This window comes from Sphingomonas sp. Leaf34, from assembly GCF_001421805.1.
In the GTDB taxonomy this organism is placed as follows: Bacteria; Pseudomonadota; Alphaproteobacteria; order Sphingomonadales; family Sphingomonadaceae; genus Sphingomonas.
This window is the reverse complement of sequence record NZ_LMLC01000004.1, coordinates 480,757-504,312: the sequence shown is the minus strand read 5'-3', so window position 1 is coordinate 504,312 and position 23,556 is coordinate 480,757. Positions and strand designations below refer to the sequence as shown.

Annotated in this window: 20 protein-coding genes and 1 tRNA gene; 6 read left to right on the top strand and 15 right to left on the bottom strand. The window is 65.2% G+C overall.

Features of this window, described 5'->3' with window-relative positions:
* Positions 1–101: 101 nt before the first annotated feature.
* Both ASF00_RS13775 and ASF00_RS18575 read left to right on the top strand, forming a co-directional pair.
* Entirely contained in the window at positions 102–722 is a 621-nt protein-coding gene (locus tag ASF00_RS13775) for a hypothetical protein (RefSeq protein ID WP_200910543.1), read from the top strand.
* A 142-nt stretch (positions 723–864) separates the two neighbouring features.
* Positions 865–1,044 (top strand): hypothetical protein, encoded by a 180-nt coding sequence (locus tag ASF00_RS18575; protein WP_156348354.1) that lies wholly within the window; start codon positions 865–867, stop codon positions 1,042–1,044.
* A gap of 107 nt (positions 1,045–1,151) precedes the next feature.
* Here ASF00_RS18575 and ASF00_RS13770 read toward each other — a convergent pair whose 3' ends face one another.
* Positions 1,152–1,475, bottom strand: a complete 324-nt coding sequence (locus ASF00_RS13770; RefSeq protein ID WP_055880099.1) for a hypothetical protein — start codon at positions 1,473–1,475, stop codon at positions 1,152–1,154.
* 55 nt (positions 1,476–1,530) lie between these two features.
* A complete protein-coding gene (locus ASF00_RS13765; RefSeq protein WP_162233590.1) occupies positions 1,531–1,716 on the bottom strand; it encodes a hypothetical protein in 186 nt (61 codons plus the stop codon).
* A 417-nt stretch (positions 1,717–2,133) separates the two neighbouring features.
* Between ASF00_RS13765 and ASF00_RS13760 the strand changes: the two genes are divergently transcribed.
* Together ASF00_RS13760 and ASF00_RS13755 are read left to right on the top strand one after the other, a co-directional pair.
* Positions 2,134–2,937: a phage antirepressor KilAC domain-containing protein gene (locus ASF00_RS13760; RefSeq protein WP_162233589.1), complete on the top strand. Its 804-nt coding sequence runs from the start codon at positions 2,134–2,136 to the stop codon at positions 2,935–2,937.
* A 65-nt stretch (positions 2,938–3,002) separates the two neighbouring features.
* Positions 3,003–3,443, top strand: a complete 441-nt coding sequence (locus ASF00_RS13755; RefSeq protein WP_055880087.1) for an HIRAN domain-containing protein — start codon at positions 3,003–3,005, stop codon at positions 3,441–3,443.
* Between the two features lie 500 nt (positions 3,444–3,943).
* On the opposite strand, the gene ASF00_RS13750 is transcribed toward ASF00_RS13755, so the two are convergent.
* Complete coding sequence (locus ASF00_RS13750; RefSeq protein ID WP_162233588.1) at positions 3,944–4,276, bottom strand: nucleotidyltransferase family protein; 333 nt, start codon at positions 4,274–4,276, stop codon at positions 3,944–3,946.
* 119 nt (positions 4,277–4,395) lie between these two features.
* Entirely contained in the window at positions 4,396–5,091 is a 696-nt protein-coding gene (locus ASF00_RS13745; protein WP_156348353.1) for a hypothetical protein, read from the bottom strand.
* Positions 5,092–5,304: 213 nt separating this feature from the next.
* Here ASF00_RS13745 and ASF00_RS13740 point away from each other — a divergent pair, with 213 nt between their 5' ends.
* Positions 5,305–6,132, top strand: a complete 828-nt coding sequence (locus tag ASF00_RS13740; RefSeq protein WP_055880078.1) for an HNH endonuclease — start codon at positions 5,305–5,307, stop codon at positions 6,130–6,132.
* 23 nt (positions 6,133–6,155) lie between these two features.
* On the opposite strand, the gene ASF00_RS13735 is transcribed toward ASF00_RS13740, so the two are convergent.
* The 7 genes from ASF00_RS13735 to ASF00_RS13705 form a co-directional block, all read right to left on the bottom strand.
* Entirely contained in the window at positions 6,156–7,394 is a 1,239-nt protein-coding gene (locus tag ASF00_RS13735) for a phosphoadenosine phosphosulfate reductase domain-containing protein (RefSeq protein ID WP_055880075.1), read from the bottom strand.
* Between the two features lie 2,119 nt (positions 7,395–9,513).
* Positions 9,514–9,589: transfer RNA gene (locus ASF00_RS13730), tRNA-Lys, on the bottom strand.
* Between the two features lie 298 nt (positions 9,590–9,887).
* Complete coding sequence (locus ASF00_RS13725; RefSeq protein WP_055880070.1) at positions 9,888–10,157, bottom strand: hypothetical protein; 270 nt, start codon at positions 10,155–10,157, stop codon at positions 9,888–9,890.
* Positions 10,158–10,721: 564 nt separating this feature from the next.
* Positions 10,722–11,441 (bottom strand): SPOR domain-containing protein, encoded by a 720-nt coding sequence (locus ASF00_RS13720; RefSeq protein WP_055880067.1) that lies wholly within the window; start codon positions 11,439–11,441, stop codon positions 10,722–10,724.
* On the bottom strand, positions 11,441–13,165 hold the full coding sequence (gene argS, locus ASF00_RS13715; protein ID WP_055880064.1) for an arginine--tRNA ligase: 1,725 nt from the start codon (positions 13,163–13,165) through the stop codon (positions 11,441–11,443). The genes ASF00_RS13720 and argS overlap by 1 nt, the downstream gene beginning before the upstream one ends.
* 230 nt (positions 13,166–13,395) lie before the next feature.
* The gene (locus ASF00_RS13710; RefSeq protein WP_055880586.1) at positions 13,396–14,550 is read right to left on the bottom strand and encodes a DUF1501 domain-containing protein; all 1,155 of its coding nucleotides are present in this window, start codon (positions 14,548–14,550) and stop codon (positions 13,396–13,398) included.
* Between the two features lie 2 nt (positions 14,551–14,552).
* The gene (locus tag ASF00_RS13705) at positions 14,553–16,022 is read right to left on the bottom strand and encodes a DUF1800 domain-containing protein (protein ID WP_055880061.1); all 1,470 of its coding nucleotides are present in this window, start codon (positions 16,020–16,022) and stop codon (positions 14,553–14,555) included.
* A 217-nt stretch (positions 16,023–16,239) separates the two neighbouring features.
* On the opposite strand from ASF00_RS13705, the gene ASF00_RS13700 reads away from it, so the two are divergent.
* Complete coding sequence (locus tag ASF00_RS13700) at positions 16,240–16,533, top strand: hypothetical protein (protein ID WP_235525827.1); 294 nt, start codon at positions 16,240–16,242, stop codon at positions 16,531–16,533.
* A 234-nt stretch (positions 16,534–16,767) separates the two neighbouring features.
* Here the strand turns inward: ASF00_RS13700 and ASF00_RS13695 are convergent, their stop codons facing one another.
* The 4 genes from ASF00_RS13695 to ftsA all read right to left on the bottom strand — a co-directional run bounded on the left by ASF00_RS13695 (position 16,768) and on the right by ftsA (position 23,556).
* Complete coding sequence (locus ASF00_RS13695) at positions 16,768–17,952, bottom strand: deoxyguanosinetriphosphate triphosphohydrolase (RefSeq protein ID WP_055880058.1); 1,185 nt, start codon at positions 17,950–17,952, stop codon at positions 16,768–16,770.
* Positions 17,949–20,225 (bottom strand): tetratricopeptide repeat protein, encoded by a 2,277-nt coding sequence (locus ASF00_RS13690; protein ID WP_082463467.1) that lies wholly within the window; start codon positions 20,223–20,225, stop codon positions 17,949–17,951. The genes ASF00_RS13695 and ASF00_RS13690 overlap by 4 nt, the downstream gene beginning before the upstream one ends.
* 359 nt (positions 20,226–20,584) lie before the next feature.
* Positions 20,585–22,180: a cell division protein FtsZ gene (gene ftsZ / locus ASF00_RS13685; RefSeq protein ID WP_055880045.1), complete on the bottom strand. Its 1,596-nt coding sequence runs from the start codon at positions 22,178–22,180 to the stop codon at positions 20,585–20,587.
* Positions 22,181–22,293: 113 nt separating this feature from the next.
* A complete protein-coding gene (ftsA, locus tag ASF00_RS13680; protein WP_055880042.1) occupies positions 22,294–23,556 on the bottom strand; it encodes a cell division protein FtsA in 1,263 nt (420 codons plus the stop codon).

Genomic DNA, 23,556 nt, shown 5'->3' with positions numbered 1-23,556 from the left:
TCGAGCCTCGCGACGGATCAGCGTGGGAGCAAAACCGCGCCGCGGACCGACAGATACGTAATCCTCACCTAAAAAGACTCGACCCCGAAAGGAAAACTACCATGACGACGGCATCAAAGCCGGCGACCGGCCCCGCGCGTCCTGCGCACGGGCTGGCGTCGCCGGACAGATTCTTCGCGTCGATTCGCCCGCTGTTCGGGGCAATGACGCAGGCGCAGGTGGAGGGCATCCAGGCGAAGCTTGCGGCGTTCGCTGTGCAGGGCTCGCCCCTGGCACATGTCGCGTACGGGCTCGCCACCTCGTTCCATGAAACCGCCCAGCGCATGCAGCCGATTCCAGAGATCGGACGCGGCCGAAACTATCCATATGGCAAACCGGGCAAGCATGGCGGCCAGGTCGCCTACGGCCGCGGCGATGTCCAGCTGACGTGGGACTATAACTACGAGCGCGCAGACAACGAGCTCGGCCTGAAGGGCGCGCTGAAGTCGAATTACGATCGCGCGCTGGAGACGGAGATCTCCGCGCAGATCATGGTCTTCGGCATGACCGAAGGCTGGTTCACCGGTAAACGCTTCGCCAGCTACCTGCCCGCGACGGGGCGCGGAACAGTCGCGCAGTTCACGTCGGCGCGGCGTATCATCAATGGGATCGATCGCGCGGAGAAGGTGGCCGGATACGCTATGTCGTTCCAGGCAGCGCTGGTCGCTGGGGGTTGGGCTTAGGGTCCGCCCTCCCCTTCGCCAGGGGACCTATATACCTGCTTGACCCAGTTAGCGGGGTGCCGGTTTCCGCGAAAACAATTGCACGATTTCTAATTTCGGCCGAGCAATGCCTTAGCGCCTGACGCGCTTGGGGAGATTTGGAATGGGACCGGGTTTTTTTAGTTCGATCGCATCAGCCTTCAGCGGTCCGAAAAACGATGAGAGTGAAGAGGAATACCTCAACGAGAATGAGCTAAATTGGGGCGACATTGAAACCCCCAAAGAGACCCCAGAATGGGACGGCTCAATAGACGAGCCGCCAGAGCGTAATTGGGATGAATAGATTCAGTTGTTTAGTCTAAAACAAAAGCCCGGCTGGTTAGGCCGGGCTTTTTCGTTAGTTGGCGTCGGGGTTTTCTTCGTCATAGCCCCCCCGCATTCGGAGTTGGGTCAATCACGTATATATGACCCCTTCGCCAGGGCCTCGATCAGGTTGATGTCGTGAGGAACGCCGATGTCATGGCAGATGCGTGAGAATTGCGTGCCTGCCCACGTAACCCGGAAGTCCCGTGGCTGGCGATCTCGCCCGAGCAACGTCAGCCAGAGGCTGTCGAACGGGTCACGGTTCTTCGAAAGGCAGGTCGAGTACAGGTATGCCAGCGCCAAGCGGAGGCCGTGCTGCGGAGGCTGCAACGGGCCGTCCAATTGCAGCCTCCTGATCGCATCGTCGAGCACCACCAGGGCGATGAACGTCGTTCGGTTGGGCTTGGACACGGCGACACGGCTCCGATTCGTCAGAGCCTCGGGCTACACCGTTCCGCGTTTGTTCTCAATTGGCACCAGATGATCCGGCATCAGTGATCGCGTCGACCGCAGCAGCGACCCGGCGCCAGTCCTCGACTGCAACCTCGTCGTCGAGGGCATCGCTCAGTTGGTCGATGATATAGTCGGCAGTCATTTCGCCATGCTCGGCAAGGATCGTGGCCGCTTTCACCCATACGTCGCGGTCGGTCATCATCCGCGGAGCCTATGCGCGGCCGACCGATTCGGGCAAACTATCTGCTGCTTCCGACTGCGATCTGCTCAACTCGTCGCACCATACGGCATCAACAGTTCTCGAACGGCACACGCGTCTTGACAGTCTGGGTGCCGGATGTTCGGAATATGTTCTTGCGAAGAAGGGTCGGCCCGCTTGTCCCTACCCTTTGATATCCGGTATATCATGACCGGTATCATATTCTGGTTGGAAACCCCGACCTGACTAGTTCCCGCCACGCGGTTTCCGCAGTGGTAATCGGCGCAGGGATCTCCAGCGCCGTGGACGACCGAGAGGGCATTTAGCCCTGAGAAGCATCCCTCTCGGTCGCTCTCCCTCAGCGAAGGGCGGAGGCTGAGACTGCCGCCCATGCACCATGGAAGGCCATGCATCACCATGACCGAGTCACTCGATAACCTGAATACCTCGCACCGGCAAACCGGGAGTTTCATCGGCCTCGAACCGACCGTGTCCGCCTCTCTGGTTCATGCATCGCGATCAAGTACGCCAACGATGTCTAGCCGCGAAATTGCGGACCTCACAGGCAAGCGCCACGACAACGTGATGCGGGACGCGCGCGAGATGCTGGTCCAGCTTCACGGCGCTGGGGGTATCCTCAAATTTGAGGACACCCAGCGCAATGAGCAGAACGGGCAGACCTACCCGATCTACCGCCTGCCCAAGAGGGAGAGCCTTATTCTGGTCAGCGGGTACAACCTGACGATGCGCGCGGCGATCATTGATCGGTGGCAGGATCTCGAAGCACAGCAGCAGGCTTCTGCACCCATTCTCGCGTTGAACGATCCCACGACCCTCCGTGCGCTGCTCCTCGATAATGTTGAGGAGCGCATGAAACTCGCGGATCGGCTGGCCGCTGCGGCGCCGAAGCTCGAGGCGTTCGACCGGATCGCCAGTGCCGAGGGCAGTCTTTGTATCACCGACGCAGCGAAAAGCCTCCAATTACGCCCGAAGTCGTTGTTCGAATTTCTCCGCGCGCATGGCTGGATCTATCAGCCGCACGGCGGCCGCGGCGACATCGCCTATGCAACCAAGCTGCAGCAGGGGCTGATGGAGCACAAGACGACCACGGTGCACCGCTCTGACGGCTCGGAGAAGATTATCACCCAGGCGCGCATAACGCCGAAGGGGCTCACACGGTTGGCGCAGGAATTCCCGTCACCCGTCAAGCTCGCAGCCTGACCAGAAGGGCGGTCCCTCAAAGGGCCGCCCTTTCAATATCTGACGCCGGCGGATACATCGATCACATGGGCGAACTCACCACCTCCATTGTCGGCATCGACTTTCCGAACGAGGACAAGTCGAAGAGCAACAGGCGCATGGAGTGCATGCTCTGCGCCCCGGGTGACGTCGTCGAGCTACGCCTCGAGCCGACCAACCCGTTCGACGCGAACGCCGTTGCCGTCTGGTCCGACCGCGGCACGCAGCTGGGCTACGTCAGCGCCGAACGTGCGCCCCTGATTGGCAAGCGGATGAAGGAAGACGAGGCAACCGCGGTCTTCCAGGCGATGCACGGTAGCGGGGCCTATATCCGGATCCGGTTCGGAGGCGGGTTACCTACCCTGCCCGACCCGGTCCCTGATGTTCCGAAGCCTCAGCCTCCCCGTCAGGCGCGATCTGGGCCGCGGCAGGTGTACGACCCACACGCGTTTTACCCGGACGAGGATGGTCCAGAGTTCGGGGCTTGATCGTTGGGGGAGTAGGCATGAACGCCGAATTCGGCTTGCCAAAATTCTACAACCGGAGTTTATAGGTGACGACCCGCCGCACGGTGTGATCAAGCCTAGCGGTTAGCTAGGGTAAGACCTGCAATGAGTACGTACGTACTCAAAGCGACCGAACCGAAAGCGCCAGTAGTCCACCACAGACACCGCTTTCGGCCAAGAGCAAGACATACGCATGTCATTCTCCTCGGGGTCCAGGGTGTGAGCCCTGGGCTCCGGGACGCCCCATGCGCCCCGCGCCGTTCAGAGCACCAAGGGGCAGGTAGGAGAATGACGGCGGGCCGTCGCGACCGGTTTGGCTGGTCCGTGGTGATGAGTCGAGAGGGCAAACTCTGCTCGCAGGAACAGAAAGTGAATTAGTTCCTAACCGTTACCCAAAAACATCGCCGTCATATCTACATATAAAGATGTCTTTATATCGTTGCTGAGCTGTATCCCGATGAGGAAGCGCCGGAGTTCGGGGCTTAGCGCCGGAACACTTCGATCCCGTCAGCAGAGACGCCAGCACCTATACCACCATCGTCGTCGTCGGTAAGGCGGACGAGCCGAACGTCTAACCCGATCTGCTCGCTTAAAGTGCCGTTCCACCCTTGGCGCTTCAAGGTCCAAATGCCCGCGGCAGTCTCACGGGTGTCTTCGGTGAGCTCGATAGCGACATCGAGATCACTTCCTGGACGATGCGTCCCCCGCGCCCGGCTGCCAAAGATGGTCAGCGCCGCAACCCGGGGGTTGCCGGACGCCCACTGTCTCAACACTTCGGTCTGCACTGAACTGATGCCGGGGATGTCGCTGCTCATGATGGGCTCGTCTGTAGCGCCCTTGCCGCGTCTCGCCCACTGCATTGGTTCAGCATCCTTCCCAAGAGGGCTCCCGGTGCCGACCATCTGCTCGAGGTGGGGCCAGCGTTTCCGGCCGCTCACCTGCGTGCGTCATCGCTATGCACTCCGCTCGTATTAGCCTTTGACGCGGCTGCCGGCGCTGCGGGCGTCCCCAGAGACGGCTGCGAAGCGGCGGTTGGCACGGTCAGTGACAGTTCGTCAGACAGTGCCTTGCGCAAGAACGCTTGGTGTGCGGCCAGTTCAGCGACTGTAAACGGAGAGCCCGATTTGGGCGAAGTAACGCGTAAAGTCGGATCGCGGGGCGTAGCGCCTTGCGGGCGGCATTTCATTGCCTCGAACACCGATGCCAGTTCCGACCGTGTGGTTGTGACAGGTTTGAGCATTGAGGTCTGTATCTCCGCGCACCGCCGGTCGTTCCACTGAGCAGCATCAAGCCCTCGGAAGCCGGCCGATCCCAAGATCCCGCCCCCCGCAACAACCATTATGAGCGGCAACCACAGCATCCAGGCCGCCCGCCCCTCCGTGGGCATCGCTATCCTTGTCGCAAGGCCCATAACAACAAACAACCCGCCACCGAACATGGCTTGAGGATCAACGAAGGGTTGTACGTATTGGAACGAGTAAGCACCGACGGCGGCCAGCGACGCCAGCCCAAAAAATACACCGTCAACGCGCTTGTAATCGCGATCATCCGCCTCGCGCCAGGTCGGAGAACTATTCATTGCACGAACGAATCTTCTAAAGATCGTGAGATTTTGCGGGGTTTGATTCATCACCGGATCTTAGATCCGTCTGCCAATCGTGTCGATTACGCGGCTACAATCTCGCGTGGCCCGCCGTTTTTCTGTGTGTGAGCGGGGTCGAAGCAGCACTCCTGCATCTAAAATAGAGGGTGTCGATGATCATGCAGGAATCAACGGACGAGCAGAGGGCGTCTTGGCGGATAAATCGGTTGCGCCGGATGAGAGATTGACCATCGTACACAGATGCATTGGCCCTTTGTCGTTCATCAAACCTACGTCCGGCGAGCGGATATTCACGCGCCCTACAAGGGCCAGCAGTACGGAGGCATATCCACGCCACGCGCAGTCCCCGGCATTTTCTTGTTCACCGGGCATGCGGCCGGTCAAATCGGCTACAAGGACCGCACCGAGCCTGACGGAACGCTCCGATATACCGGCGAAGGCCAGGTCGGCGATATGCAGATGGTATCGGGCAACGCAGCTATCCGCGACCACGCAGCGAACGGCAAAGACCTACTATTATTTAGGCAGGAGAAACGAGGAGGCCTGGTCCGGTTCGAAGGTCTGTTCTCTTGCGCAGGGTGGGAAATCGAGCGGCAGAACGGGCGGGACGGCGTGGAGCGTGACGCAATCGTGTTTCACCTGGTCCCGCTTCGGGAGCTTGAGATCGAAGCCGGGGACGTTGCTCTTGCGCCCGCCCCCGCGATGCCACTTACCGAACTGCGTAAGCGCGCGCTGGCGGCGGCTGCCCCGGCGGCGGGCAAGCAGGCGTCACCTGCAGCTACGGTTTTCGTTCGCAGCCGTGACGTCCGAGACTACGTGCTCGCTCGTGCCGATGGTTTCTGCGAGGCGTGTGACGAAGCCGCACCGTTCACGACCGCGTTCGGCAGGCCGTACCTTGAGGCTCATCACATCCGGCGCCTAAGCGATGGCGGTCCTGATGACCCCCGCCATGTGGGCGGGATCTGTCCAAACTGCCACCGCCGGGCGCACTACGGCACAGATCGCGTCGCCTTCAACGCCGCGCTTCAAGGGAGGGTCGACGCGAAGGAGAACGCGATACAACCCTAGCCGTCGGTTGCAGGTTGCGGCAATCATGCACCGACTAGATCTCGGAAGAGGATCGGCTGCTCGGTGCCATCGCCGTAGACGCTGTCCAGCCACGCCGCGGCGCTAGGCTCGTCGCCCTGCCATTTATCGGGATAGGTCTTCTCCGCGATCAGCCTACGGATCAGCGCTTCTTCTTCGGCGTTGATCAGGTCGATCCCGCGCTCTGGCGTCCCGGCCGCCACGGCGCCGGCGTAGACCCGTCGCTGGATGTCGAGGATCTGCTCCAACGCGACCGCTCGCGCTTCGAGGGTCAGCGGACCCATCCGCTGCGGGTTTTTCGCGATCGACCCGTCTTTCAGCCGCTCGAGGCCGGACTTCCGGTGGCGCTGGGCGGGAATCCGCATCCACCGATAGATCGGCCGGAGCTCGAGCAGCGGCGTCAGATGCGTCCAGCCGGGGGTCGCGACAATGACGGCCAGCGCGGTATCCTCCGCTGCGAGCGGGCAGCCGGTGCACCCCGTGCGAGCATTGACCTCGACAACATCATCGCCGCCGTAAGCGTCCGCCAAGATCGCCGTAGGCCAGCCGCCGAACTCTTCGCGCGGCGCATAGACCTTGAGCCAATCCCAGACGATGCAGACGCCCCAGTGCAGAATTGGCGCCAGCGTCGCTATCCGGCCGCGTATGCCGGGCGAGTTCGGCAGGACCTGCTGATACCAGCCCTGCCCGCACTCCGCACCATCCTTAGAGCATGACATACGGATCCGGCCGTCGCGTACTGCGCTCTCTCCTTCGCGCACCCCGGTGATCGTCAGCAGTGTTCCTGGCAGTCTTTCCAGAGCCTCGCTCATCGCCGCGGCCATCGGGTCGACCTTGATCTGGCGCGTGCACCAGCGCAGCGTGTTGTTGTTGGGTGGCGGGACACCGCGCCCGAGGATGTACGGCATGAACCGCTTCTCGATCGGCGCCCGCACGACGATCACCTCAATCCAGTTCCGCTCCGCAAGCTTCGCCATGATCATCTCGGCGGCAGCCTGGATGGGCGGGAGCTCTTGCCGCGTGTCGGCGTACAGGACGTAGAGCCGCTCGGGCTGGGGCAGTTCACCGGCGTCGATCAGGTGGATGATCAGCGTAAGCGTCGCCGTGCTGTCCTTCCCGCCACTATAGGCGACTGCGACATGCTCATGCTGGTGCCAGTATGCGCGAAGCGACGCGAGCGTCATCTCGACGGCATCTTCGTGAATCATCCGGGCACCGCGGGCGAACAGGTTATCGATCGCCATCAGACCAGCCCTCCGCAACCAAGCGCGTGCGGGGGTATCGCCGGGGGTATTTCGCCCGCCGCCGAACGCGCCCCAAGGGCGTCAGTTCGATAGGTGCCGGGCCCACCCGATCGGCTGCTCAACACACCGCATAGCATCTCGCCGAGCGCGACGCGCGCGGCGCCACGCGCGCGCCTGATCCAGACACCCGTTTCGCGAGTCGCGCCGTTATGACAAACCGTTGAACGCCGCAGATACCCGTGAGGGGGTAGAGCGAGAACATGTGATAAGGTCCGTTGAAAAATAACGGAAACCTTACGACTGTTAATCGAGTGGCCGTAGGTTCGAATCCTACTCAGGGAGCCATTTCCTCGTTCACGAGGGTGCCGACAAAGCCGCCGAGGCTTGCAAGACCGCCCCCTATATTCGACCGTCGGAAAGGTCGGGCGCCAGTCCGGGGCATTCCACGTCGGGGCACTTTGGGGACACCGGGGTTGCGCATCGGGCTTCATCGCACGATCCAGCGCACGCAGCGCAAAGTCACGGTCGCGGTCGAATCATCGCGCGTCTTCAGTCAGATCGCAGGCGCCGAGCCTGAACGACAGACTTTTATCTGCGCCCGGCACCACGCGGCAAAAAGCTGCGGCATGGCCGGCGATCAAGCCGTATCCAGCCTATGCGATCGCGCCATCGATCATCTGCCGTGCAGCGTGGCTGCTCTGCCGCACTTGGCGCGCCGGCTATCTGTTATTACCATTCGGTATCGTACCGCGCGCGGCGCTGTACTGCGAAGCCGGGCCATCGCAACCTGGATGTTGCTAGAGGCGATAATGACCCAGCCAGCACATGCCCCCCGAAGTAGCATGGTGTGCGACCATGGTCTCTTCGCTGTCGGTCTTCCCCTATCCGCCGTCACCGCATCATCCACAACGCCGTGGCTCCCCAAGGGGCGTGGTTACGGAGATAAGCGCAATAGTGGTCGCCCTAGCAGACCCCTGGATTTGATACGGCCTGATCACGACGGTGAGAATTCATCCGCCGTGGCCGAACCGCCTGGCATTATCGACCCAATGTTCGGACGACCCGAATAGCGTCCGCAACATCCTGTGCCCTCGCCGACGTGGAGGCGAGCATCATCGCTGCGCTAAAGGCGCTTTTTTTGAATTGATCCATTTTGAGCCCCCCTGCCAAGCGGCTGACATGGAATATTTATCAGTACTTCAGCGCAATTGGCCCCTGTCAGGATAGATTATATGAAGTCTGATCCCTTTGGAGACCTGCACGACAGACGTGGACCCGTCAGGGCAAAGGGGGCGTGTCGAACCCTTCCCGCTTGAACCGTAGAAAGCCACACAAGGGGGCGCTTTCTGTTGCAGCACGTCCCAGCGCCGAGCCGCGATCTCGATGCCGTGATGCCACCCGCCGACGAGGCGCGGCACGCCGCCCAAATGGCGGAGTGGCTGGCTCAGAACCAGCCTTCTGATCGGTCGGCTCCTGATCGACGCCGCCTGGCCCCACAGGCACGCGATCGGACCACGCCTGATCGAGACGGTCGAGCCCGCCACGATCAAGACCACAGGACATCGTCAGGCGGCCGCTGGACCATCAAAGCACGACGTCTGCGTCTGCCCAGTCAACGCAGCATCTGCCACCCCCTGCCTTCCATCAGAGCCACGTGTACCTCAGCAGTCCGCCCCTCATAGGCATCAAGGTTCATGAGCGTGACGAGGTGCATGGCCTCCCCCGCTGGATACTCGAAAGGCAGAGTGGCAGATAACTCCGACTGCTCGGCAAGGGTCGGTAGGACATACGGAAACTTGCCAGGCAGCGATCAAACTTCGTGCTGCCGTGGGGGGCCAATGACCGGCAAGATCGGACACCTCAACGCTGACCGACTGCGCCTTTGAACGCCGCAGATCGAAATGCCCCGGTTGGTGCTTTTAGCGCCGGAGACGGCCCAAATGCCCATCCCCTCATTGTAATCGTTTCATGCGGTCAAAAAACCGACGGGCATCGCGGCGCGTTCACATAGCCCGCTTCACTCTGCCGCTAAGCTCGCTCACGCAATAAACGCTGCGACAAGGCATTCTCAACGCTGGCATTCCAGCAATGCCACCAGATCTCGCGTTTTTAGGGGAAGTGGTGGACGCACTTGGGCTCGAACCAAGGACCCGCTGATTAAGAGTCAGCTGCTCTACCAACTGAGCTATGCGTCCATTCCGGGGCGGTTTGAGTGACGCCTTGGTGTGGCGCCCCGCTGCTGGAGGCGCGCTGTTAGCAGACTCTTTGGGGCCTGCAACCCCCTTTTCGTCGAAACGCCGCTCTTTTGTCGATTTGCAGCCATTTTCATCGACAGCATTGCGCTCGGCGTGTGGTCGCTCTCCCGCAACGAATAGCAATCCAAATCAAAACATGCCTGGTCGCGAACACGGTGCCTGGGTCGAATGCGTCCAGCGCACTCAAGCCGCTGCCAAAGAAATGCCCCCTCGGCCGACTTCGTCCAGGCCCCTGAAATCAGAGCGTACGGCGATGCTTGCCACCATATTTGCGGCCGATGTAATTGCCGATCTGCGCGACCTCTGCCGCGGCTGCACGCGCGCCGTTCATCTGGCACGGGAGCGGATCGCTCGCATGGTCGCGTGCGCGGCGTTGCACCGTGTCACATAGCTCTTCGATATCCGCGCGCGACAGGATGTTCTTTTCACGCAACAGGCAAATCAGGCTCTGCAATATCACGAGGTTCTTATCCTCGGGATTGGCTTCGAGTTCCGGGTATGTCGCCATGGTGGCTCTCCTTAATCCACTGCCAGCGAGAGTATGCCTTCTCCTCGAACTTGCAAGCGATAAGAATTGCACGATAAACCGCGCTGCCAGAGCCGTCGCCGACGCACCGATCCATCTAGCGGGCGGGCAAGACGGCGCCTTATCGCTGACCCCAAACGCGTTTCCGGTATCTTGTGGAACAGCGCAAAGCGCCTCAGCGGCGAGCGCAGAGGTATCTGCAAAGAGCGTGAACCAATGTCAGCCGCGGCCAGCACGCCAGGGCCCCTCGGCGGTGTCACATCAAGATCTCGATGGTGTCGCCACCCACATCTTCAAGCGTCGCGCGCAGCGGTGGCGGATCGCTTCCTTATGCGCTGCGACGCCGGCAGCTCGTCAGCATTGCCGTGATGGACCGTTGCATGGCGCCAGGATGCCGAGCCGGCGCGCCAGGTAGCAGCACGGCGTCTTGGCTGGGCGGTCGGCCAGATGCCGGCGCGAAACCCGCAAGCGTACGGAGACCCTGCGCGTGAAGTACTCGCCGGGGTTCGCCCCCGGCAGCGAGTACCGCTCTCGGATCTGGCCCGATCAGCTTGCGACGAAGCAGGTCTCGCCCGCGACGCGCAACCGGCCGCATATATCTGCCGCCTGGTTGGCGCTGCCCGCGTTGACGCGCAGACGGTACAATGTACGGCCGCCCGTCGCGACCGGCTGCACCGACTTGCCGAGCGATGCGACGTATCCGAACCGTTTCGAGAAGTTCGTCCATGCGGCATTGGCGGACGCTTCGCTCGGATATGCGCCGAGCTGCACCAGCGATCCGCCGCTGGCCGTACCTGCGCCCGCCGATCGCGATGGCGCCATCGGCGCATCGGCAACGAGTCGTCCGCCAGATGCCGGCACTTGCGCAACCGCGTTTCGGCCGGCGGATCCGGTCGCCTTGGGGGCGGTTTCGCGTTTGCCGGCCACCGGCTTCTCCGGCACGCCGCGAAGGTCGATCGCACCGTTGCCCGTCTTTCCAGCGCTCGTCGCGATCGCCGACTCGCCCTCGCCCTTGACCTTCATGCCGCCGGCGTCCTCGGGCTTGACCTTGTAGTCGCCCTCCTGCGCGGCAATCAGCTGGCCGTCACCCGTGGGTGCGCGCTGCTGCAGCTTGTAGATGCCGAAGATGATCGCCGCGAGCACCGCAAGGCCGAGCACAACGAGCGCGATCACGCGGCCGATGCCGACCGTGTCCTCATCGTCGGGCTCGACGGTTTCGAGCCAGGGGAGCCGGTCTTCCTCGCGCAGATCCATGTCTTCGGCCATCACTTCATCTCCGAAACCGCTTCGACACCCATGATGGCGAGGCCGTTATGAATAATCTGCCCTATTGCGGACGCTAAGAAAAGACGTGCCGCGGTCGCCTGCGGATCCTCGATCACCAGGAAACGGCGATCGGGACGGTCGTTGCCGACATTCCACAGCGCATGAAACGCCGCCGCCAAGTCATAGAGATAGAACGCGATTCTATGCGGTTCGCGCGCCGTGGAGGCGATCTCGACGAGCCGCGGGAACTGTGCTGCGAGCTGCACCAGCGCCAGTTCGTCCGTATCAAGCCGGGACAAATCTGCCGAAATCGGCGTAATTCCCGCCTCTTCCGCGCGCCGATGCAGCGATGCGATCCGCGCATGCGCGTACTGGACGTAGAAAACCGGGTTGTCCTTCGACGCCTCGACCACCTTCGCGAAGTCGAAATCCATCTGCGCATCGGACCGCCGCGTGAGCATCGTGAAGCGCACGACGTCCTTGCCGACTTCGCGCACGACATCGGCCAGCGTGACGAAATTGCCCGATCGCTTCGACATCTTCACCGGCTCGCCGTTGCGCAACAGCCGGACCATCTGAACCAGCTTCACGTCGAACCGGGTCTTGCCACCGGTCAGCGCCGCGACCGCCGCGACGATGCGCTTGACCGTGCCGCCGTGATCCGCGCCCCAGATGTCGATCAGCTGATCGGCGCTCTGGCTCTTCTGGAAATGATAGGCGAGATCGGCGCCGAAATAGGTCCAGGATCCGTTCGACTTCTTGATCGGGCGATCCTGGTCGTCGCCGAACTGGGTCGAGCGGAACAGCGGCAGCTCGACCGGCTCCCAGTCGTCGGGCGTCTCGCCCTTGGGCGCCTCGAGCACGCCGTCATACACCAGGTCGCGCGACCGCAGCTCCGCCTCGGCCGCCTCGGGCTTCTTGGCCGCCTGGAGCTCGGCTTCGGACGCGAACACCTCATGCTCGATCCCGAGCAGCGCGAGATCGGCGCGGATCATCACCATCATCGCGGCGACCGCCTGCGTACGGAAGATCGCCAGCCATTCGCTCTCGGGCGCGCCGACATACCGGTCGCCATATTCGGTGGCGAGCGACTGGCCGACGGGGACAAGATAATCGCCGGGGTAGAGCCCCTCGGGGATCTCGACGGTCTCGCCCAGCGCCTCGCGGTAGCGCAGGTGGACCGAGCGCGCGAGCACGTCGACCTGGCCGCCCGCATCGTTGACATAATATTCGCGGATCACGCGGTGCCCGGCGAATTCGAGCAGGCTGGCCAGCGCATCGCCGACCACCGCGCCGCGGCAATGCCCCATGTGCATCGGCCCCGTGGGGTTGGCCGAGACATATTCGATATTGACCGTGATCCCCGCGCCTTGCGTCGACCGGCCGTAATCCGCGCCCGCCGCCGGGATTGCCGCGAGCTCGGCGCGCCACGCGTCGTCGGTCAGCTTCATGTTGATGAAACCGGGCCCTGCGACGCTCGCCGACGCGACGTCCTCGAGCTTCGACAGCTCGGCGACCAGCGCATCCGCCAGCACGCGCGGATTGGTCTTGGCGGGCTTGGCGAGCACCATTGCGGCGTTGGTCGCGAGATCACCATGGCTCGTGTCGCGCGGCGGCTCGACCGTCACATTCTTGCGATCGAGCCCGTCCGGCAGCGTCCCCGCCGCGGTCAGCGTGTCGAGCGCCGCATCGATATGCGCGGCGAAACGGGTATAGAGCGTCATGGCAGTCCCGGTACGTCAAGGAAACGCGCGCTCTAGACCAAAGCCGTGTGGCGCTCAATTTTAATCCCGTCGCGCCCGCGGCCCGCCCCTCCGTCATCCTGACGAAAGTCAGGACCCAGGGTACCAGGGGGTAGCCATCCTGACCCGGAGCCCTGATTTGCGTCAGGATGACGCAGAGTGAGGCCTGGCTCGCGCCGAGACCGCGCCACGCGTAGCCCGCAGCGACCGCCTCACACCCGCACCAGCCCCTCGATCGCCGCCGTCCGCGCGCTCGCCGGAAACAACGCCGCCATCGCGCGCGCCGGCTCGACCCCGAAATGCGCCGACACCGCGCCGCCGATGAACGCATCGAGCTGCATCGTCGGCTTCAGATCGCGCGCCTCGTACAGCGCGGCGGCGGCGAGCCCGGGCCAGTCAGACACGACTCGCCCGCCCTTCACCCCACCGCCGAACAGCATCGCCGCGGTGCCCGTGCCGTGATCCGTGCCGCCCGTGCCGTTGACCGCGACGGTCCGCCCGAACTCGGTCGCGACCAGCACCATCGTGTCCGCCCATAACGGCCCCAGCCCCGCCTGCAGCGCCGCGATCATCGCATCGAGACCCTTCAACTGTGCGGTCAGCCGACCACGCTGGCCGGTATGCGTATCCCACCCGCCCGTCTCGATCATCGCGATTCGCGCGCCATTGTCGGGCGTGAGCAACCGCGCGGCGAGCGCACCGGTCGCGGCGGCATTGCGGCCGCCGTCCTGCCCCAGATCACTGGTCAGCTGGCGCGTCGCCATCGCCTCGCTCCACAGACCGTGCAACTGGGCGTCGCCCTCGTACAGCATCGTCACGCGCTGCAGCAGGTCGTCGGATGCATCGGGCAGGTTCGACGGCGCATAGGACGCCACCTCGCGCCGCCCGCGCAATGCCATCGGCACCGTCGCCGCCACAGCGATCGCGCGCGCCTGGTCCGCGGGCAGCACGCCGAGCAGCCGGTTCAGCCACCCGTCGCGCACCTGATACGCGCTCGCGCCGCCCGTCTCGAGCACGTTCTGCCCGTCGAAATGCGACCGATCGCGATAGGGCGACGCGATCGCATGCGCGAACAGCGCCTGGCCCTGTGTGTACAGCCCCGCGCTCGCCACCATCGCCGGGTGCAGCGCGAACATGCCGTCGAGCTTGGTGCCCGCCGCCAGATCCGCAGCAAGATCGCCGCGCACGCCGGCGAACGCAGGATCGCCGACCGCGCCGATCATGCCCAGCCCGTCGGCCGCGCCGCGCTGGATGACGAACACGAACCGCTTGTTGGTCGCGGCGCGTGCAAACGCGATGCGCGGCACGAAGGCGGACCCCAGCACGCCGAGCGTACCGGTCGAGAGAAAGGAACGACGGTCAAGCATGATCATCTCCGCAACGATTCGGGGGCTACCAGCAGCAGCGCCAGCGCCTGCGCCGGGCTCTCCGCGCGCGCGAGGCCTTGCGCGGTCGCGGCACTCAGCGCCCCCGGGTACAGCGCCGGGGCCAGCGCGCGCGCATCGACCGGCCCTGCGCGCGCCGCGAACCGTTCCGCCGCCTCGACCCGGCGCAGGATCGCATCAGGCCCGGCCCAGGCGGCGGCGATATCGTCATAGCCGACCGGCTGCCCCGGCTTCCAGATCGGCTGGCCGAGCTGGTTCATCATGCCCACCGTCACGCCCGGCTGGACCGTCGTCGTCCCCAGCGCGCGCTGCGTCGAGACATACCATTCCCACGGCGACTTGAACTTCACCGGCGGCGTCACCCACGCTTCGGGCGATGCGACCACCGCGCGGTAGACGGTGGGCAGGTCGCCCCCCGATGTCCGGAACGCCGCCGCGATCCGCGCCACCATCGCCGGCGGCGGCGTATCGCTCGCGAAGTGCCGCGCGAGCTTGGTCGCGATATGCGTCGCGGTCGCGGGATGGACCGCGAGATCGGCGAGCACCGCCTGCGCCTGCGCCTCGCCGCCCGCGGGATAGCGTTTGCCCATCACGATCCGGTCGCCCGGCTGGTGCACGTCGGCCAGGAACACGAACGCGCCGGCCCGCGAATCGTCCTGCACGCGCGCGCCCGGCCCACGGCCGATCCCCGCCACCGTCCAGCCCGTCATCGCCCGTGCGAATTCGGTGACGTCGGCCTGCGTATAGCCGCTGCGGACGCCGAGCGTGTGCAGCTCCATGATCTCGCGCGCGAGATTCTCGTTCAGGCCCGACCGGCGCTTGGCCCGGCGCGCGGCGAAAGCGCTGTCGGGGCCGACCGACACCGCCTGGTCGAGATAGAGCAGCATCGCCGGATGCCGCTCGACCGCGTTCAGCATGTCGGCGAACGTGCCGAGCACATGCGGGCGAATCGCCTGGAACTCCATCGGCCCTGCGAGCCCGGTGACCTCGAGCTTGTCGGTCGAGACCGCGAAATGGTTCGCCCAGAAGTGCACCAGCCGCTCGACGAACGGCGCGTCGCTCGTCAGCGCGGCGATCGTCCGCGCAGCGACCGCGGCCCCATAATCGTCGCGGCTGAGCTTGCCCGCCCGTTGCCGCGCCGCCTGACGCGCCGCTTCGCCTGGATCGGCAACAGCCATGGCGGGCCCTGGCGTCGCCATCGACGCGGGAGCCGGTTCCGTCGCAGGCTTCGGCCCCCGCGGACCGAACTGCGCCCGGATCGCCCTCTGCTCCGCGAAATACGCGGAAAGCCCCACCGACACGCTCGCGGTCGAGGGCGCGCCCGCAATCGCGGCGGGCCGCGCATCGAACCGATCGCACTGCGCGAGCACCCATCGCGCCGGATCGCCTGAAACCTTGTCACCGGGCCTCGCACCGAGACCGAACCGATTGAGTGCAATACTGGAAACGGACACCGACCCTCTCCTTCCCGACCGGTCTGCGCCCGATTTGTCGCGCAACTATGTCGGCAGAGCGGCTCATCGCATCGACAGGTCGGCCCATCGTTGCGCCGCACGCAACCGTAATCGAAGGCTTTGCAATTGCGACTCATGCTGCACTGCAATATTTCTCTAACTCGAGAGTTGGGAGAAGACCTGATCCGGCTCGACGCACAACGCGGGAGAAACGATCATGCGCACTACCTTCAAGATTATCGCCGCCGCCGCCGCCGCGCTCACTTCGACGATCGGCATGGCTGCCGACGAAAAGCAGAGCTTCGTCCACGAAGGCAGCACCTATGTCTACACGACGACGCAAGACGCTGGCCGTCAGGTCATCGATGGTCGTCGCTACCCATCGGGCCAGAAGTTTCACCTGATCGTCCGCGGCAATCGCGTCTCGGGCGTGTCGGGCGGGGTTCCGGTCACGTTCAAGACCGCCGAAGCCACCGGCGCAGCGGGCGGCATCGCGTCGGTCACGCGCTGACCTTACGCTGTCGTACGGACTACTAACACGGCGGTCGGACCTCGGTCCGGCCGCCGTCTTGCGTTACGTGGCCATCCCCTCATCCGCCTCCGTCATCCTGACGAAAGTCAGGACCCAGAGCCATCACGCGCAGCGCCTGGTAACTTGGGTCCTGACTTTCGTCAGGATGACGGGAGGTGGAGAAGGCCAAACCAACAGCAAAAAGTTAGGACCACGGATGACAGTCCGTGACCCTCAAAACCCCTCGGGCAGATCGATCGGCCCGACCAGCTCGCGATACCGCGACACCGCATACCGGTCGGTCATCCCCGCGATGAAGTCCGCGATATGCCGGCTCCGGTCGGGCTCCGCCGCGGGCAACCGCTCGCGCCATTCCTCCGGCATCGTGGCCAAATCCTCGCGATAGACCGCGAATAGCCCCGACACGATCCCGTGCGCCGCATCCGCCGCCGCCAGCTGGCGCGGATGATGATACAGGTTGGCGTACATGAAGCGCTTCAGGTCGCGCTCCGCATCCCTCATTTCGGGCGAGAACCCGACCAGGCATTGTCCCGCCGCGCGCACATCATCGACGCTCGTCACGCCGCTCGCGGCGATCCGCCCGCGCGTCTCGGCGATCAGGTCGTTGACCATCGTCCCGATCTGCGTGCGGACGAGCTCGCCCACCAGCCGCTTCGGCGCGACATCGGGAAAGCGGCGGCGCACATCGTCCCAGCCGCGCGCGACCAACGGCACCGCCAGCATCTGATCGAGCGTCAGCAACCCCGCGCGCAGACCATCGTCGATATCGTGATTGTCATAGGCGATATCGTCGGCGATCGCCGCGACCTGCGCCTCCAGCGACGAAAAACTCGTCAGCGCCAGCGGAAACTCCGCATCCGCCGCCGCCAGCGCCCAGCCCGGGTTCCGCACCGGCCCGTTATGCTTGGCCAGACCCTCGAGCGTCTCCCAGGTCAGGTTCAGCCCGTTCCACAGCGGATAAGGCCGCTCGATCGTCATCAACGTGCGCAGCGTATGACCGTTGTGATCGAACCCGCCCTGCCCGCCGTCCTCGACCGACGGCATCAGCGCCGCCTTCAGCGCATCCTCGCCGGCATGGCCGAACGGCGGATGGCCGATGTCGTGCGCCAGGCACAGCGCCTCGGTCAAATCCTCGTTCAGCGCCAGCGTCCGCGCGATCGTCCGGCCGATCTGCGCCACCTCCAGGCTGTGCGTCAGGCGGACGCGAAAATGATCGCCATCGGGCGCCATGAAGACCTGCGTCTTGTGGCGCAGGCGACGGAAGCTGATCGAGTGGATGATCCGGTCGCGATCGCGCTGGAACGCATCGCGCGGCCCCCGGACGGACCCGTTCTGTTCTTCCTGAAGCCGTCCTTTGCTGCGCGCCGGGTCCGAAGCCCAGGGCGCGCGGTAGCTCACTTCGCTGGCAACTTCGTGATTATCTCGCCCGGATCGCTGGTGAAGGTGAACGTCGGAACGCCTTCCTTGGCGAGCTGATTGACGAAGGTGCGCGCCTCCGCATCGGTCTTGAACGGCCCGGCGAGCACGCGGTTGGTCGCCTTCCACGGCGCGGTCCAGCCGCCGCGGCTGCCGAACACGGTCGGCGCCTTGGCCTTGGCCTTCTTCCACGCCTTGGGCAGGTCGCCCTCGGTCGCGCCGGTCGACACCTGCACCCAGACGCGTTCCGGATTGGCGCGCGCGATGCGCTTCTCCTCGGCCGCAGCCTTGTCCGCCGCTAGCTTTTCGGCCGCCGCCGCCTTCTTCTCGGCCAGCGCCTTCTTGTCGGCGATGGCCTTGCGTGCGGCGACCTTCTTGTCCGCGGCCGCCTTCTTGTCGGCCGCCAGCTTGTCCGCCACCAGCGTCTTTGCCGCAATCGCCTTGGCGGCGGCATCGCGCTCGGCCTTGGCGTTCGCCTCGGCCAGCACGCGCCCGGCCTCCTCCGACATCGGCGAGGCCGCTGGCAGGACGCCAGGCGTCACGACCGGCGCAGGACGCATCGGCGCGACGTCGAGCTCGGACGCAGGGATCGAGAGCCCCGCGACGATCCGCGCAAGGATCGAATCCTCGCTGGCCGCCACCGCATGAGTCCGGGGCGTCGCGACGGCGGCCACGGTCGTCGGGGCAACGGGTGTCGGGATGGCTCGGACCGGCGTAACGGGTGATGGCGTAGACGTACTGGCCAAGCTTTGGGTCGGGGCACTGGAGAAGCCCGGCGTCGGCGTACCTGCGCTTGCGCTCTGGACCGGCGCGTATTGCTGGCCCGGAACCTGTTGAACAGGGACCTGCTGACCAGATGCCTGCTGCGTCGGCACCGAAGCCGCCGCCGACGCCGCAAGCGCATTGGCCGAGCGAGTCGGATCGGTCCGCCCCTGTCCCGCCGGGATCACCGCCATTTGCGTGGCGACGTTCTGCGGCAGCGTCCCCACCGTCGTCCCCACCGTCGCTGGCGCCGGCACGACACGCGCCGTCGTGGTCACCGGAACCGTGGGCGACACGCTCGGCCGCACGGTGGCGGCAACCACGGAATTGGCTTCAGCGGCTGGGCTCGTGCGCACAGTCTGAACCGCGCTGTTCGCGACATAGCTCGGCTGCGGCGAAGGCACCGTCCGCGGCGGCAGAGCCTGCGCCATCTGCATCGGCGCCGCCGCAAGCTGGACCGGGGCCGCGTAGATGGTCGCCGGAACCGTCGGCGCGCTCCGCACCGGGCTGGGCGCCGGCGCGATCGTCGCCGTTATCGGCACCGGAGTCGACGCCGATCGCGTGACCGCCGCCATCTGGACGCGCTCGGGCTTGTCGCGCCGATCGCGCTTGCCCTTCTTGCCCGAGGTCGCCGTGGTCACGGGCTGCGGCGTCACCGCGGCCATCATCACCGGCGCGGTCGGATCCGCCGCGAGCATCCCCATCGGCGGCGCCATCCGAGCATCCGCGAGCCGCGCCGGCGTCGCATGGACTTCGCCGAAATGCACCGCGAACGCCCGGTCGCTCGCCGGCAGCGTCGGCAGCCGCTGGAAAAAGGGTTGCAGCCCCTGCGCGGTCCCCGCGGGCATCATCGTCGTCGCGATCTTCGCCGCGCCCGCCACATCGCCGTTCATCGCCATGATGAACGCGCGTGACCGCCACGCACCCCGATCGCTCTTCAGCAGCAAGGGACCGAGTTGTTGCAACGCAAGCTCCTGCTTGCCCGAAATCCCGAGCGACAGCGCATAGCGCCGCGTCGTCTCGTCATCGGGAGCATCGCGCAACGCGACGCGGTAGTCGCGCTGCGCCCGGTCCTGCTGCCCGATCAGGTCATAGGCCAGCCCGCGATCCGCCGCGAACGTGCGTGGATCGAGCCCGAAGCCCTCGGCCTGCGCATAATAGCGCAGCGCCTCGCCCGGCCGCTCGGACCGCACCAAGATCGACGCCATCCCCGCCTTCGCGCGGCCATCGCGCGGGTTCACCTTTTCGGCACGCGCGAACAGCGCGGCAGCGCCACTCAGGTCGCCCAGCCCCATCGACAGGTCGCCCGCCCGGATCAGCGCGTCGATGTCACGCGGGTTGCTGGCCAGCTTGCGCATCTCGTCGCCCAAGCGGTCCGCATCGGTCGTCCCCGGGATCGCCTGAATCATCGCCTGTCCGGACGCCGCGCACGGCACCGCCGCCAGCACGAGCGCCAGCGCAGCAGTCAGGAGATGATGGGACGAGCGGGTCATGAGGATCATCCGTCTAGACCCCAGCCCGACCGAACCGGCAATGTCCGCGACGCGCGCGCGCGGCGAACCGGGCCGGGGCAACGACGAATGCAGCACCAAGGAGCAAGTAACGGGCGAGGGTTGCGATCTGCGGATTCGTCATAATTAATCTTGAAAAATCGTTCACGCTGAAACGCCGCCTCCCCGGCGGCGGCCGGAGTCCGGTTGGCAGACGGAAATACCGATGGAACGCGCTCCGTTACATCAACCTTGCCAACTGGCCCCGGCCTCCGCCGGGGAGGTTATGTTGGAGGACGATACCTCCACCAATCCATCTGGCCCCGCCGTTCCCCGCCAGACCGAGAGAACGACGTCCAACCTTATTGGTTGTTCTGCCGGTGCAGGAAGCGCGGAATGTCGAGCGGATCCTGCGGTGCCGCATCGCCCTCTTCCTTCGCTGCGCCCCGCGCCGCATTCGACATCCGCTCGAACAGCGTACCGCCAAGCTTCACGCGCGGTGCGGCCGGCACCGCCTCGGGGGCAGCCTCGGCGCCCGGCGCGAGCCAGCGGCGACGCGCGCCACCCTCGTCCGCAGCCGGGGTCGGCACGGGGATCGCCGGCGCGATCGGCGCGCGTGCAGGCGGCACCGGCGAGGCGGAGGCCGGACGCGCAATCGGGCCACGACCATAGGGCTCGTCGGCATAGGTGCGCGGCGCCTGCGGAACATGGACCTGCGCGCTGTGACCCTGTGGTGCGGGCGCCGGTGCGGGCGCAGGTGCCGGGGCAGCCTGTGGGACCATGGTCTCGGCACCGAGCACCAGTTCGTCGTCCGACGCCGATGGCTCGACCTCCGATGACGCGGTCAGGTCAAGCGGCTCTTCGACGGGTGCGGCAGCGGCCGGAGCCGATGCGGATGGCTCGCTCGGACGGAACGACGTGTTTTCGTCGGTCTTGCGCGATCCGAAGCTGAACGACCGCGTCGGCTCGGGCGCAACCTCGGGCGGACGCGCATCGGCGTCGATCCCGGTCGCGACGACCGAGACGCGGATCTTGCCTTCGAGCTCCTGGTTGAACGCCGAACCCCAAATGATGTTCGCATCGGGATCGACCAGATCGCGGATGTGATTGGCGGCTTCGTCGACCTCGAGCAGGCGCATGTCGTCGCCGCCGGTGATCGAGATGATGACGCCCTTGGCGCCGCGCATACTGACGCCTTCGAGCAGCGGGTTCGAGATCGCCTTCTGTGCAGCCTCGAGCGCGCGGTTGTCGCCGCTCGCCTCGCCGGTGCCCATCATCGCCTTGCCCATCTCCTGCATCACCGAGCGGACGTCGGCGAAATCGAGGTTGATGAGGCCCGGCATCACCATCAGGTCGGTGATGCTGCGGACGCCCTGCTGGAGGACCTCGTCTGCCATCGTGAACGCTTCCTTGAAGGTCGTGTTCGCGTTGGCAATGAGGAACAGATTCTGGTTCGGGATGACGATCAGCGTGTCGACATATTTCTGCAGCTCGTCGATGCCGCCCTCGGCCGACTTGGCGCGACGGTTGCCCTCGAACGCGAACGGCTTGGTCACGACGCCGACGGTCAGGATGCCCATGTCGCGCGCCGCCTTGGCGATGACCGGCGCCGCGCCCGTGCCCGTACCGCCGCCCATGCCGGCGGTGATGAAGCACATGTGCGCGCCTTCGAGCATCTTGGCGAGCTGGTCGATCGTCTCCTCGGCGGCGGCGCGGCCGATCTCGGGACGCGAGCCGGCACCGAGCCCTTGCGTGATCTTGGTGCCCAGCTGGATCCGCTGCGGCGCGGTCGACTGCTTCAACGCCTGCGCGTCGGTGTTCGCCACGAGGAAGTCGACGCCCTGGACGTCGGCCCGCATCATGTTGGCGATCGCGTTGCCGCCAGCGCCGCCGACGCCGATCACCGCGATGCGGGGGGCCAGATCGTCCACTTCGGGACTAAGGAATTCGATGCTCATCGCCGTTCTCCGCACAACCCGGTAGATACGCTACGGCCGGGCCCCTGATTAATCTGTGTGCACCAACGTTACGGCCTGTTCCAGCCGAAATAACGCCAGCACCCTCGAAACTCTTAATAATTCGCGCGTGCCGCCTGAATCAACTTGCGGACCATGCCCATGCCCTTTGGTCGGTGCACCGTCGTCCGCTGCGGCGCGAGCCCGCGAAGGTCGATCGGGTTGGTCGCCGCATAGAAGGCCAACCCCGCTAGCGTCGCGAACGCCGGTCCGCCATGCGCTTCCGGCAGCGCGGTCAACCCGCGCGGTCGACCGATCCGGACCGAGCGTCCGAGCGCCTGCTGCGCATAATCGGCGACCCCCTTCAGCTCGGCGCCACCACCGGTCAGCACGACCTGCCGCCCGACCGGCCCCTCGAACTTCAGCTTGGTCAGCGCGTTGCGTACCTCCCCCATCTGATGCTCCAAACGCTGGCGGATCACGCCGATCAGCTGCGCCTTGGTGATCTGCGCACCCTCGCCCGCGCCATCCTCGGCCGAGATCGGCATGACCGGGATCATGTCGTGATTGTCGCGCGGCGACGCGTTGGCCGATCCGTGGAAGCACTTCATCCGCTCGGCATTCTGCCGCCGAGTCCCGAACGCGCTCGCGATGTCGTCGGTAATGTCCTGCGCACCGATCGGGATCGAGGTCAGCCCAACCAGCATGCCGCCTGCGAACAGCGACACGTTGGTGATCCCCGCCCCCATCTCGACCAGCGCGACGCCGAGCTCGCGCTCCTCGTCGCTCAGGCAGGCGAGCCCCGTCGCGACCGGCGAGGCGATGATCGACTTCACCTCGAGATGCGCCGAGCGCACGCACAGATCGAGATTGCGCACCGGCGACCCGTCCGCCGCCACCACATGGATATGCACGCCAAGCCGGTCAGCATGCAGCCCGAGCGGCGTCTTCACCCCCGTCAGCCCGTCGAGCGTATAGAGCGCGGGCTGCGCGTGCAGCACCATCCGTCCCTGCGGATCGATCGAGTTGCGCCCGGCGGCGAGCAACGCATCGATATCCTGCTGCTCGACGCGGTGGCCGCCCAGTTCGAACTCGACCTCGGCGACGTCGGACACGAGCCCGCCGGCCGAGAAGCCGACCCAGACATTCTCGATGTTGATCCCCGCGATCCGCTCGGCCTGCTCGACCGCCTCGCGCACCGCCGCCTCGGTCGTCGCCATGTCGGCGATATAGCCGCGCTTGACGCCGCGGCTCTCGCGCTGGCCGGTGCCAAGCACGATCAGCTCGCCCCCGTCCCCCTTTTGCGCGATCATCGCCGAAACCTTCGACGACCCGATATCGAGCGCCGTGATCAGCCCTTCCGGTGCCACCTTCGCCAT